General features: G+C 55.5%; 10 protein-coding genes. 6 read left to right on the top strand and 4 right to left on the bottom strand.

All coding sequences use genetic code 11. The features are described 5' to 3' along the window. The first annotated feature begins 104 nt into the window (after nucleotides 1–104). Nucleotides 105–515, top strand: a complete 411-nt coding sequence (gene psiE, locus ACMYSP_RS11085; RefSeq protein WP_434586803.1) for a phosphate-starvation-inducible protein PsiE — start codon at nucleotides 105–107, stop codon at nucleotides 513–515. A 204-nt stretch (nucleotides 516–719) separates the two neighbouring features. Here psiE and malG read toward each other — a convergent pair whose 3' ends face one another. From malG to malE, 3 genes are all read right to left on the bottom strand, one after another. Next, complete coding sequence (gene malG / locus ACMYSP_RS11080) at nucleotides 720–1610, bottom strand: maltose ABC transporter permease MalG (RefSeq protein WP_434586801.1); 891 nt, start codon at nucleotides 1608–1610, stop codon at nucleotides 720–722. Nucleotides 1611–1695: 85 nt separating this feature from the next. Beyond that, a complete protein-coding gene (gene malF, locus ACMYSP_RS11075; RefSeq protein WP_434586800.1) occupies nucleotides 1696–3240 on the bottom strand; it encodes a maltose ABC transporter permease MalF in 1545 nt (514 codons plus the stop codon). A 186-nt stretch (nucleotides 3241–3426) separates the two neighbouring features. After that, entirely contained in the window at nucleotides 3427–4617 is a 1191-nt protein-coding gene (gene malE, locus ACMYSP_RS11070) for a maltose/maltodextrin ABC transporter substrate-binding protein MalE (RefSeq protein ID WP_123757731.1), read from the bottom strand. Nucleotides 4618–4986: 369 nt separating this feature from the next. On the opposite strand from malE, the gene malK reads away from it, so the two are divergent. The 5 genes from malK to ubiA all read left to right on the top strand — a co-directional run bounded on the left by malK (nucleotide 4987) and on the right by ubiA (nucleotide 10113). Continuing rightward, entirely contained in the window at nucleotides 4987–6096 is a 1110-nt protein-coding gene (gene malK / locus ACMYSP_RS11065; RefSeq protein WP_123757732.1) for a maltose/maltodextrin ABC transporter ATP-binding protein MalK, read from the top strand. 100 nt (nucleotides 6097–6196) lie between these two features. Beyond that, on the top strand, nucleotides 6197–7480 hold the full coding sequence (locus ACMYSP_RS11060) for a maltoporin (protein WP_434586799.1): 1284 nt from the start codon (nucleotides 6197–6199) through the stop codon (nucleotides 7478–7480). A 107-nt stretch (nucleotides 7481–7587) separates the two neighbouring features. Continuing rightward, complete coding sequence (gene malM, locus ACMYSP_RS11055; protein ID WP_434586798.1) at nucleotides 7588–8544, top strand: maltose operon protein MalM; 957 nt, start codon at nucleotides 7588–7590, stop codon at nucleotides 8542–8544. A gap of 189 nt (nucleotides 8545–8733) precedes the next feature. Further along, nucleotides 8734–9231, top strand: a complete 498-nt coding sequence (gene ubiC, locus ACMYSP_RS11050; RefSeq protein WP_123757735.1) for a chorismate lyase — start codon at nucleotides 8734–8736, stop codon at nucleotides 9229–9231. Nucleotides 9232–9243: 12 nt separating this feature from the next. Then, nucleotides 9244–10113 (top strand): 4-hydroxybenzoate octaprenyltransferase, encoded by an 870-nt coding sequence (gene ubiA, locus ACMYSP_RS11045; protein ID WP_434586796.1) that lies wholly within the window; start codon nucleotides 9244–9246, stop codon nucleotides 10111–10113. A gap of 96 nt (nucleotides 10114–10209) precedes the next feature. Here ubiA and plsB read toward each other — a convergent pair whose 3' ends face one another. Then, on the bottom strand, nucleotides 10210–12633 hold the full coding sequence (plsB, locus tag ACMYSP_RS11040) for a glycerol-3-phosphate 1-O-acyltransferase PlsB (protein ID WP_123757737.1): 2424 nt from the start codon (nucleotides 12631–12633) through the stop codon (nucleotides 10210–10212). Nucleotides 12634–12681: the final 48 nt, after the last annotated feature.

Here is a 12681-nt window from a genome sequence, read left to right as displayed (position 1 = left end):
TTACATCTACGCCGACGGTGGCAAAAAGTTAACGAATAATGTCGATATAGATCACATTTTTGCGTTATACAGATTACAAGAAATGATAATGAAGAGGTGTACCTATGCCGTCGGTCTATCGTCCGTTGGTGAGCTTTATTGCCACTGCCATGCAGGCGGTGCTGAATCTGGCGCTGCTGTGTCTGGGCGTCATCCTGGTGGTGTTTCTGGGGAAAGAGACCTTTCATCTGGCGCACGTGCTGTTTACCCCGGAACCGGTCAGTAAGTACAAACTGGTTGAAGGGCTGGTGGTCTATTTTCTCTATTTCGAGTTTATCGCGCTGATTGTGAAATACTTTGAGTCGGGCTTTCACTTTCCGCTGCGCTATTTTGTCTATATCGGCATCACCGCGATTGTGCGTTTAATCATTGTCGATCATGAGTCACCGATGGCGGTGCTGATCTATTCCGGCGCGATCCTGATACTGGTGATAACGCTGTGGCTGTGTAACTCCAACCGGCTGAAACGCGAATAAAAAAAAGCGGCCTCCAGGGCCGCTGACCGACAGTCACAAAATTGAATTTATGTAGGGTCCAGTTGAGGATTGCAGTGGCATTTGCCTTACTTTTTCAGGGGGAGATGGACTGCTGCACCCGGTTGGGGTCGTGTACCGCAGTCCATCCCCTCTGAAATTTGGGGCGGGTGACCCATGATTTCTCAGGGTCAATAACGATGAAACTTAACCTTTCACTCCACCCGCCGTCAGGCCATTCACCAACCAGCGCTGCGCCAGCAGGAAGACCACGGTAATCGGGATGGCGGAGAGCACCGCCGCGGCGGCAAAGTCGCCCCACAGATAGTTCTGCGGGTTGAGATACTGTTGCATACCGACCGCCAGGGTGTAGCTGTTGACGTCACGCAGCAGCAGCGAGGCCACCGGCACTTCGGTAATCGCTGCGATGAACGACAGAATAAACACCACCGCCAGAATCGGTACCGACAGCGGCAGCAGCACCAGACGGAAAGCCTGCCACGGTGTCGCACCATCCAGCGCGGCCGCTTCTTCCAGCGAGCCATCGATGGTTTCGAAGTAGCCTTTAATGGTCCAGACGTGCAGTGCGATACCGCCCATATAGGCGAAGATCACGCCGCCGTGGGTATTCAGGCCGACAAACGGAATATATTGGCCGAGACGGTCAAACAACGCGTATAACGCCACCAGCGACAGAACCGCCGGGAACATCTGGAAAATCAGCATCCCTTTGAGCAGCGTAGCTTTGCCCGGGAAGCGCATACGGGCGAAGGCATAGGCGCAGGTGGTGGAGAGCGTCACGATCCCGATGGCGGTGATACCAGCCACTTTTATCGAGTTCCACAGCCACAGCAGAACCGGGAACGGTGGCGGAGTGACGCGACCGTCGGCGTGTTCGACGCTAAAACCCAGCGCCAGCCGCCAGTGCTCCCAGGAGATCTGTTCCGGGATCAGGCTCCCGGTAGCGAAGTTACCTTCGCGCAGGGAGATAGCGATAACCATCAGCAGCGGGAACATGATCGCCGCGATAAAAATCAGTAGCAGGAGATGCGTGGTGAACAGACGCAGCTTCTGAGATTTGGGTTGTACCATAGCCATAATATTTTCTACTCCTTAACGCCGATCCAGGCTATTTGGCTTGCCAGTGTTGGGCTGGCAAGCCCATGACGTCTGGCTATTCCAGTTAATCAAATTTCATGCGTGTGGCTTTCAGGTTCACAATCGCCAGCACGCCCACCAGCAGGAAGATCAGCGTGGCGATAGCGGCCGCCAGACCGAAGTCCTGACCCCCGCCGCCCTCAAAGGCGATGCGGTAGGTATAGCTCACCAGCAGGTCGGTATAGCCGGCCGGTGTGGTGGTGCCGAGGCGGTCCGGACCACCGTTGGTCAACAGCTGAATCAGGACGAAGTTGTTAAAGTTAAAGGCGAAGCTGGCAATCATCAGCGGCGTAAGCGGCTTGATCAACAGCGGCAGCGTAATCTTAAAGAAGTTCTGGAACGGGCCCGCGCCATCCATCGCCGAGGCTTCATACAGGTCGTCAGGGATCGCTTTCAGCAGGCCCATGCACAGAATCATCATGTACGGATAGCCCAGCCAGGTGTTGACGATAATGATCATCGTCCGCGCCGTGGTCGGGTCGCTGAACCAGGCTGGTTTGATGCCGAACAGCGCGCTGAGCATCATGTTGATCTCACCAAAACTCTGGTTGAACAACCCTTTGAAAATCAGAATCGAGATAAACGACGGTACGGCATAAGGCAGAATCAGCAGGACACGGTAGACCGCTTTGCCCTTCAGTGATTCCCACTGGACGAGGCAGGCGAGGATCATGCCGACCGCCACGGTCAGAATCACGGTCAGTACCGAGAAGACCACGGTCCAGACGAAGATGGCGAAGAACGGTTTCTGGATCCCTTCATCGGTAAAGACGCGCGTGAAGTTATCCCAGCCGATGCCTACGGTGTAGCCCGGGCTGAGTTTCTCTGCACCCCAGCTGCCGTCGGCATTGATGGATTGATAGAAGCCGACGTCGTTATTCGGACGGTATTTGACGCCGCTCTGGTTATTGGTCAGGGTACCGTCGTTCGCCAGGGCATACAGCGGCTGGGTACCGGAGAACTGACGCAGGGAACTCATGATCACTTTGCTGTCGTCTGGCAGCACGGCGGTCAGTTGGTTCAGGGCGGTACGGTTTTGCGTAATCACACGCAGCGTCGCGTGTTCGCCTTCCGGCAGGGCGTCAGCCTCTTTTAAGGCCAGCTTCTGTTCGCCGCCGAATTTAAAAGCGTCGGACAGATAGTTTTTGCCACTTTCACCGTCGGTCAGCGCCAGTTTCCACTCATCTCCCGCCGGATAAAGCGCGAAGTTGTAGGATTTACCGGCCTGGAAGGAGCGGTCCATCAGCACCTGCTGGGCACGCTCAAAGGTCAGCTGGTTGGTGCTGCTGTAGTTGGTGAAAGCGATAGCAATGGTGCAAATCAGTGGGAACAGGACGAACAGCCCCATTCCGGCAAGGCCAGGGTAGACATAACGCCAGGCGTAGGCCTTACGGTTGGTGAAAATATACAGGCCAGCAGAGCTTAAAATCAGCGTCAGTATGGCAAACAGGTACTCCCCCTGGGCATACATCAAAACGATAAGGTAACCCACCAGCAGGCACAGCAAGCCAATCACAGACCATGTCAGCTGCGGGCTTTGCCACCAGTGTTTCTTTTTCACGACATCCATGGGGATCATCCTCTTTACACTTTATCCTTCGCGCTACCTCTTTGTTGGCTGCGGATGCCCACCCCAGTCACTTACTCACGTAAGCTCCTGGGGATTTGCATCCTTACCGCCGCGATGTAGCGCGAAGGAGTTCGTGTAACAACGTATTCAATAAACCGTATTTCCTAAGAAATAAGGGAAACCGTATTACTTGGTGATACGAGACTGTGCGTCTTTCAGCGCGGCATCGACAGTCTGACGACCGCTAGCTGCGTTGATAACGGCAGTGCGTACGGCATACCAGAAGGCGGACATCTGCGGGATGTTCGGCATGATTTCGCCTTTCTGGGCGTTCGCCATGGTGGCAGCGATACGCGGATCTTTTTCCAGTTTTTCCTGGAAGGATTTCAGTGCTACTGCGCCCAGCGGTTTGTCCTTGTTCACTTCATCCAGACCCTGGTCGGTCAGCAGGTAGTTTTCGAGGAACTCTTTCGCCAGCTCTTTGTTCGGGCTAGCGGCGTTGATACCGGCGCTCAGTACGCCAACGAACGGTTTAGACGGTTTGCCTTTGAAGGTTGGCAGCAGGGTTACGCCGTAGTTAACCTTGCTCTTATCGATGTTCGACCACGCCCACGGACCGTTGATGGTCATCGCGGTATCGCCTTTGTTAAAGGCCGCTTCAGCGATGGAGTAATCGGTATCGGCGTTCATGTGTTTGTTCTTGATGAGGTCAACCAGGAAGGTCAGACCGGCTTTCGCACCTGCGCTATCCACGCCGACGTTTTTGACGTCATATTTACCGTTTTCAAATTTGAACGCATAGCCACCGTCAGCGGCAATCAGCGGCCAGGTGAAGTACGGTTCTTGCAGGTTGAACATCAGCGCGCTCTTACCTTTCGCTTTCAGTTCTTTATCCAGCGCCGGAATTTCTTCCCAGGTTTTCGGTGGGTTCGGTACCAGGTCTTTGTTGTAAATCAGCGACAGCGCTTCAACCGCGATAGGGTAAGCGATCAGTTTGCCGTTATAGCGTACGGCGTCCCAGGTGAACGGATAGAGTTTGTCCTGGAAAGCTTTGTCCGGGGAGATTTCAGCCAGCAGGCCAGATTGTGCATAGCCACCGAAACGGTCATGTGCCCAGAAGATGATGTCCGGGCCGTCGCCGGTCGCGGCAACCTGCGGGAATTTCTCTTCCAGCTTATCCGGGTGTTCGATGGAAACCTTAATGCCGGTGTCTTTCTCAAACTTCTTACCCACTTCGGCGAGACCGTTATAGCCTTTATCGCCGTTAATCCAGATGACCAGCTTACCTTCTTCAATTTTGGCGAGGGCAGAGGCGGAAAACATCATCGTCGTCAATGCAGACAATGCGAGGATGCGAGCGCCGGTTTTGATTTTCATATACCAGTCCTTTTTGGTGATGTGCTCGTGGATACACTTAGGTGGCTTAACGGTGATGAGTTTCCTTTTTTAACAACCCCTTTCCATCCTCCCTATGTCTACGCCCCACCCGCGGTTTGTGTGATCTGGCTTGCAGAAATGCCAGTAATGGGTCCTGGAGCACATAAAAACACGGCCATTTTTGTAACCTCCATCACGAAAATGACTTTGTCAGGCCCACCCTTGCTGCGAGGGGTAATCTCTCATCCTCCCGCCTCCTCCCCCATAAAAAAGGCGGGGGTGGAGGATTTACCCAATTAATGAATGCCGCATAGTCAACCCATCTTGAATATGTCGTTTAGTGACAGGTTGTAACGAAGGGAGATGGGGATGGCGAGCGTACAGCTGCGAAATATAACGAAAGCCTGGGGTGACGTGGTGGTGTCGAAAGATATCAATCTCGACATCCAGGAAGGGGAGTTCGTGGTGTTTGTCGGGCCATCGGGCTGCGGCAAATCCACTCTGCTGCGTATGATTGCCGGGCTGGAAACCATAACCAGCGGTGATTTATTTATCGGCGATACGCGAATGAACGATATCCCGCCCGCTGAACGCGGTATCGGAATGGTGTTCCAGTCCTATGCGCTTTACCCCCATCTTTCCGTCGCGGAAAACATGTCTTTCGGCCTGAAGCTGGCCGGTGCCAAAAAAGATCTGATTAACCAACGAGTAACTCAGGTGGCTGAAGTGCTGCAGCTGGCACATCTGCTGGAGCGTAAGCCAAAAGCGTTGTCCGGTGGCCAGCGTCAACGTGTGGCAATCGGGCGTACCCTGGTCGCCGAGCCGCGCGTATTCCTGCTCGACGAACCGCTCTCTAACCTTGATGCCGCACTGCGTGTGCAGATGCGTATCGAAATTTCCCGTCTGCATAAGCGCCTTGAGCGCACGATGATTTACGTTACCCACGATCAGGTTGAAGCGATGACCCTCGCGGACAAGATTGTGGTGCTGGATGCCGGTCGCGTCGCCCAGGTCGGGAAACCGCTGGAGCTGTATCACTACCCGGCCGATCGCTTTGTTGCGGGCTTTATTGGTTCGCCAAAGATGAACTTCCTGCCGGTGAAAGTCACCGCTACCGCCATTGAACAGGTTCAGGTAGAACTGCCGAACCGTCAGCAAGTCTGGTTACCGGTGGACAGCGCCCACGTACAGGTTGGCGCCAATATGTCCTTAGGTATCCGTCCGGAACATCTGTTGCCCAGCGATATCGCCGACGTGACCCTCGAAGGGGTGGTCCAGGTGGTTGAGCAGCTTGGTCACGAAACACAAATTCATATCCAGATCCCCGCCATCCGTCAGAACCTGGTGTACCGCCAGAATGACGTGGTGTTGGTAAAAGAGGGAGCCACATTCGCTATCGGTTTGCCACCAGAGCGCTGCCATTTATTCCGTGAGGATGGTACGGCGTGTCGTCGGTTGCATAAAGAGCCGGGCGTGTAAGGCTTCCCATTAAAAAAAAGCACGAACCCAGAGCGTTGCCACCAGACGGCATCACGATGGGCAAAGTGTTCAAAGAAAAGCAATGATCTCAGGAGATAGAATGATGATTACTCTGCGCAAACTTCCACTGGCGGTAGCCGTCGCGGCAGGCGTTATGTCTGCTCAGGCGCTGGCTGTCGATTTCCACGGTTATGCTCGTTCTGGTATCGGCTGGACCGGTAGCGGCGGCGAACAGCAGTGCTTCCAGGCAACCGGTGCTCAAAGTAAATACCGTCTGGGTAACGAATGTGAAACCTATGCGGAATTAAAACTGGGCCAGGAAGTATGGAAAGAAGGTGATAAGAGCTTCTACTTCGATACTAACGTTGCCTACTCCGTATCGCAGCAAAACGACTGGGAATCCACCAGCCCGGCATTCCGTGAAGCCAACGTGCAGGGTAAAAACCTGATCGACTGGCTGCCAGGTTCCACCATCTGGGCCGGTAAGCGCTTCTACCAGCGTCATGACGTTCACATGATCGACTTCTACTACTGGGATATCTCTGGTCCTGGTGCTGGTATTGAAAACATCGACGTCGGCTTCGGTAAACTCTCCCTGGCAGCAACCCGTTCTTCTGAATCCGGCGGCTCCGCGACCTTCGCCGATCGTGATGCGCAGGGTAACCGTATTTACGACAATATCGTACCGAACGACGTCTTCGACGTGCGTTTAGCCGGTATGGAAATCAACCCGGGCGGTACCCTGGAGCTGGGTGTTGACTACGGTCACACCAACATTCCAGACGACTACTACCTGCAGCCGGACGCCTCGAAAGATGGCTGGATGCTGACTGCTGAACACACGCAAAGCATGCTGAAAGGCTACAACAAGTTCGTGCTGCAGTACGCAACAGATGCTATGACCTCCAACGGTAAAGGTATTCCGCAGGGCGGCAGCATCGATAACGATGGCTCCATGTGGCGTGTGCTGGACCACGGTGCGATCTCCCTGGCTGACGATTGGGATCTGATGTACGTCGGTATGTATCAGGATATCGACCGTGACAACAACAACGGTACCCAGTGGTGGACCGTCGGTGTACGTCCTATGTACAAATGGACGCCGATCATGAGCACCCTGATGGAAGTCGGCTACGACAACGTCAAATCTCAGCGTACCGGCGATCGTAACAGCCAGTACAAAATTACCCTGGCGCAACAGTGGCAGGCAGGCGACAGCATCTGGTCCCGTCCGGCTATCCGTCTGTTCGCAACCTACGCCAAGTGGGATGAAAAATGGGGTTATGACAACGGTGTAGCGTACAACGACACCAGCGCCAAAACCTTCAGCCGTGGCGACAGCGACGAGTGGACCTTCGGTGCCCAGATGGAAATCTGGTGGTAATCGAAGCCAACCTGTAGTGACCAAAAGAGGGGCGTAAGCCCCTCTGTTTTCGGCCCAGCGGGCTATTGCCTGGCTACCGCTCGGCCATCGGAATTGAGGTGATAACAATGAAAATGAAGAAAAGTCTCGTTGCCCTCTGCCTGTCCGCCGGCCTGCTTGCCAGCGTACCCGCAGTCAGTTTTGCTGATGTCAATTTCGTGCCGCAGAACACCTCTGCCGCGCCGTCGATTCCGGCTTCCGCGTTACAGCAGTTAACCTGGACCCCGGTCGATCAATCAAAAACACACACCACCAAGCTCGCCATTGCCGGACAGCCGCTGAATGTCCCTGGTATTTCCGGCCCGGTTGCCGCCTATAGCGTTCCGGCAAATATCGGTGAGCTGAATATTACGTTAACCAGCGAAGTGGATAAGCAAACCAGCGTGTTTGCACCGAATGTTCTGATTCTTGATCAGAACATGACGCCATCGGCGTTCTTCCCCAGCAGTTATTTCGCCTATCTCGAACCGGGTGTTATGAGTTCCGATCGTCTGGAAGGGGTGATGCGTCTGACGCCTGCGCTGGGACAACAAAAAATTTATGTGCTGGTCTTTACGACGCCGCAGGACCTGCAGCAAACCACCAAATTAATCGATCCGGCGAAAGCTTACGCCAAAGGTACCGGCAATGCGGTACCGGATATTCCGGATCCGATCGCCAGACACGTGACTGATGGTACCGTCAGCCTGAAAGTGAAAACATCCTCCGGCTCCAGCGTGCTGGTTGGCCCGCTGTTTGGTTCCTCTGGCCCAGGTCCGGTGACCGTAGGAAATACGGCGGCACCGGTTTATAACGCACCGGCAACCGCACCAGCGGCAGCTCCGGTGGTTGCGCCAGTTGCTGCGCCAGCCGCGAAGAGCGAGCCGATGCTGGACGACACGGAAACTTACTTTAACAACGGCATCAAACAGGCTGTTGCGAAAGGTGATATCGATAAAGCCCTCAAATTGATGAACGAAGCCGAGCGCCTTGGCTCGAAATCAGCGCGTTCCACCTTTATCAGCAGTGTAAAAGGCAAGGGGTGATCGTCTCCCCACAATGCTGATGTTTAGGCACAGCCTTTAGGTGCGTCCGCCTGGACGCACCTTTTTTTATCGCGTAGTGGCTGCTGTTGCATGGCTGTTACGCCGATGATCGTATCTTGACGGTTTGCCCGCCCCGAATGCCCTATTCTGCGATACAATGCGGCTACGTTCTGTAACGGAGAATCAGGCATGTCACATCCTGCGCTTACGCAATTGCGTGCGTTGCGCTATTTTGCCGCTATGCCCCCGCTGGAACCGCACCTGCGCGACTGGCTGCTGCTGGAAGACTCAATGACTAAACGCTTTGAGCAGCAGGGGAAAAAAGTCAGCGTAAGCATGGTTAACGAAGGTTTCGTCGGGCGTGAGGCGCTGGTGGGTGAAGAGACGCTGTTGCCCGATGAGGCGCGCTACTGGCTGCGGGAAATTATCCTTTGTGCCGATGGCGAACCCTGGCTTGCCGGGCGGACCATTGTGCCAGAGTCGACGCTGTGCGGCCCCGAACTGGCCTTACAGCAGCTCGGCCAGACGCCGCTGGGGCGTTATTTGTTCACATCATCGACATTAACTCGTGATTTTATTGAAATTGGGCGTTATGCAGAGCTATGGGGGCGTCGTTCCCGCCTGCGTCTGAGCGGCAAACCGCTGCTGCTGACCGAGCTTTTTCTGCCGGCGTCGCCGTTGTATTAAGAGGAAGAGAAAATGGAGAGGAGTCTGACGCAGAACAAGCTGTTGGCGTTTCATCGCCTGATGCGTACTGACAAACCGATTGGCGCGCTGCTGCTGCTGTGGCCGACGCTGTGGGCGCTGTGGGTCGCCACGCCGGGGATCCCGCCTTTGTGGATCCTGGCCGTTTTTGTTGCCGGCGTCTGGCTGATGCGCGCCGCCGGCTGCGTGGTAAACGACTATGCCGACCGCAAATTTGATGGCCATGTAAAACGCACCGCCCACCGCCCGCTGCCCAGCGGCGATGTCTCGGAAAAAGAGGCCCGGGTGCTGTTTGCGGTGCTGGTACTGCTGTCATTTCTGCTGGTACTGACCTTAAACACCATGACCATTCTGCTGTCGGTGGCAGGACTGGCGCTGGCGTGGGTGTATCCGTTTATGAAGCGCTACACCCATCTGCCACAGGTGGTGCTGGGAGCCGCGTTCGGCTGGTCCATTCCGATGGCCTTCTCGGCGGTCAGCGAAGCGTTGCCGCTGAGCTGCTGGCTGATGTTCCTCGCCAATATCCTGTGGGCCGTGGCTTATGACACCCAGTATGCGATGGTCGACAGAGACGATGACGTCAAGATCGGCATTAAATCGACGGCGATTCTCTTTGGTGAACATGACCGCCTGATTATCGGTATTTTGCAGATTGGCGTGCTGGTATTGATGGCCGCTGTCGGCTGGCTGAACGGGCTGCAATGGGAGTTTTACTGGTCGCTGTTTATTGCCGCGGGGCTGTTTTTCTGGCAGCAGAAGCTGATTGCCCGGCGTGAACGCGACGGCTGCTTCAAAGCGTTTCTGAACAATAACTATGTTGGGCTGGTGCTGTTTCTTGGGCTGGCAATGAGCTATCTGGCATAGGCTGGCATAGGATTTTCCCGGCGCCGGGCTACCACATCAGCGGTAAGCCCGGCCAGGCGAAGCGCCAGCCGGGAAGAGAACATCCACGCTTAATCGTTACGCATCATCCTGGGTAACGCTTTCAATCGTCAAACGCACGTCCGACGTAATCAGCGCTGCCAGCATCTGGTAGACCTTCAGCGTTTCTTCCGGCTCGGCATCACCGGTATCACTGATATAGCCTTCGTCACGCAGCGTCAGCACCAGCGTGCTGAATACCGCTTTATCGAAGAACTCTGGTGCGTTGATACCGTGCAGAACCGACAGGCGTTGCGCCACGGTCCGGCTCTCTTTCTCCAGCGAACTGCGGTTGATCGACGGGTTCGCGCTCAGCAGCCAGAAGGTAATAGCATAACGCTGGAGCGTTTCGCGCGCGCCGGCGGCCAGCAGCTGCAGGGAACGAGAGTGAGACGGGTTGATACTGATTTCATCGTCTTTCAGGACAATCAGCCCCTGACGCTGCATTTCCGCCGTCAGTGCATCAAGCACGCCCGCCAGCTCAGATTTCTCCCAGCGCAGGAACAGCTCAGCCTTCAGCAGCGGATAGAACATTTCAACATGACGCAGCACTTCCGCACGGCTGATGCGACGATGCTGAGTGATAATCGCCGCCAGCAGTGACGGCAGCATCAGCATATGCGCGATGTTGTTGCGGTAGTAGGTCATCAGCACCGCCTGCTCGCGCGGCAGAATGATGATATCGCCGATAGTGTCTTTCTCGACTTCGAACTTGTTCATCTTCAGCGCGTGATCGATAAGCTCGCTGGCGGTCGCCGCCGGCGTGGTCGCGTCCGGGGAATATGGGACGTTACGCAGCAGATCGAGGTAGCATTCCAGCTGCTGCGTCAGCTGTTCACGGGTCAGTGAACGCTGACGTGAAGCCAGCAGCGCGGTGCAGCACAGGTTCATGGCGTTGGCCGCGCCGGCATTGTTGATACGCACCATCAGATCGGAGGCAATGTTGTTCACCGTCGGCGTCAACCACGATGGGCGCACGGCCTCAATCGGGTCGATGGATTCGCGCCATTCAGGAACGTGCTGGTTCAGGTAGGTCATCAGCGGCAGCGGTTCACCGAAGTTCACATAGCCCTGACCCAGGTTACGCAGCTTGCTCAGACCACGGAGCATCTGCGGCAGGCTCTCTTTTTCTTTGGTCGCGCCGCGCAGCTCTTTGGCGTAGGTTCCCACTTCCATGACGTGCTCGTAGCCGATGTAGATCGGCACCAGCGTAATCGGACGTGTCCCGCCGCGCAGCATGGCCTGGATGGTCATCGACAGGGTGCCGGTCTTCGGATCCAGCAGACGGCCGGTACGCGAACGCCCGCCTTCCACGAAGTACTCTACGGAGTAGCCGCGGCTGAACAGCTCGCCGAGATATTCGCGGAACACCGTGGAATAGAGCTTATTGCCCTTAAAGGTACGGCGAATAAAGAAGGCGCCACCACGACGGAAAATCGGACCAGCTGGCCAGAAGTTCAGGTTGATACCGGCGGCGATATGCGGCGGCACCAGACCCTGGTGATAGAGCACGTAGGAGAGCAGCAGATAGTCCATATGGCTACGGTGGCACGGCACGTAGACAATTTCGTGCCCTTCATGGGCCAGCTGACGTACGCGCTCGGCGTTATGGACATTGATCCCCTGATACAGACGGTTCCAGGTAAACCCGAGCACGCGGTCGGTCAGGCGAATCATCTCGTAGGAGAAGTTAGCCGCGATCTCTTCCATCAGCGCGACGGCGTTCTGCTGTGCTTTCTCGTGGGAGATTTTCTTGCTGCGTGCTTCATCTTCCACCGCGCGGGCGATGGCTTTGGAGGCCAGCAGCTTGTTGAACAGGTCCTGACGCGCAGGCAGACGCGGGCCGACGGCCGCCAGACGCTGACGGGCGAAGTGCATACGTGCGACACGCGCCAGTTTCTGGGCGATAATTTTATCGGTACCGTGTTCGGTAGCCATTCTGCGCAGCGACACCGGCGGGGAGAAGCGGACAAAACTGTCACGTCCCAGCCACAGCACGGCGAAGAACTTCTGAATGCCGTTCAGCATACGCAGCGGCGGGTTGACTTCGCCTTTCTCACGTCCTGGCGCGCGGCCGAACATCACCGACACCGGCACCATTTGCACGTCCAGGTCAGGATGGTTACGGTGCAGGTCCAGGTAGTCGTGGAACAGCTTGATGGACTCTTCTTTCGGCGTGTAATAGGTGAAAACACGCGGGCCGCCGTGGATAAAGACGTAGCGCGGCAGCAGAGCGCCGTCGATTTCCAGCGGTTCGAGCGGGTCTGGTAAATCATGCTCAAGGCACTGGGCGCGCAGCGTCAGCAGGTCTGCCTTCGAGTTATAAGGCAGGACATACATAATAGGACGCGAGGTATCCAGCCCTAATTCCTGAGCAGGTTCTGCGGGAATAGACTTGCTTTTTACCAGCACCCGTAATGGTAAATTCAGTAATTTATAGTAAATTCGTTGCCAGCCGGACATAAACGATGTGAAGCCTCTGGTTAATCATGCAAATGCGCGGCAAGAATA

It is taken from the genome of Klebsiella sp. R390, from assembly GCF_051131745.1.
GTDB lineage: Bacteria > Pseudomonadota > Gammaproteobacteria > Enterobacterales > Enterobacteriaceae > Klebsiella.
This window is presented reverse-complemented; position numbering and strand designations above follow the sequence as displayed.

Coding starts and splice junctions, on each gene's coding strand:
- ubiC (WP_123757735.1), top strand. CDS start 8,734: ATGTCACATCCTGCGCTTACGCAATTGCGTGCGTTGCGCTATTTTGCC.
- malM (WP_434586798.1), top strand. CDS start 7,588: ATGAAAATGAAGAAAAGTCTCGTTGCCCTCTGCCTGTCCGCCGGCCTG.
- psiE (WP_434586803.1), top strand. CDS start 105: ATGCCGTCGGTCTATCGTCCGTTGGTGAGCTTTATTGCCACTGCCATG.
- malE (WP_123757731.1), bottom strand. CDS start 4,617: ATGAAAATCAAAACCGGCGCTCGCATCCTCGCATTGTCTGCATTGACG.
- plsB (WP_123757737.1), bottom strand. CDS start 12,633: ATGTCCGGCTGGCAACGAATTTACTATAAATTACTGAATTTACCATTA.
- malF (WP_434586800.1), bottom strand. CDS start 3,240: ATGGATGTCGTGAAAAAGAAACACTGGTGGCAAAGCCCGCAGCTGACA.
- malK (WP_123757732.1), top strand. CDS start 4,987: ATGGCGAGCGTACAGCTGCGAAATATAACGAAAGCCTGGGGTGACGTG.
- ACMYSP_RS11060 (WP_434586799.1), top strand. CDS start 6,197: ATGATGATTACTCTGCGCAAACTTCCACTGGCGGTAGCCGTCGCGGCA.
- malG (WP_434586801.1), bottom strand. CDS start 1,610: ATGGCTATGGTACAACCCAAATCTCAGAAGCTGCGTCTGTTCACCACG.
- ubiA (WP_434586796.1), top strand. CDS start 9,244: ATGGAGAGGAGTCTGACGCAGAACAAGCTGTTGGCGTTTCATCGCCTG.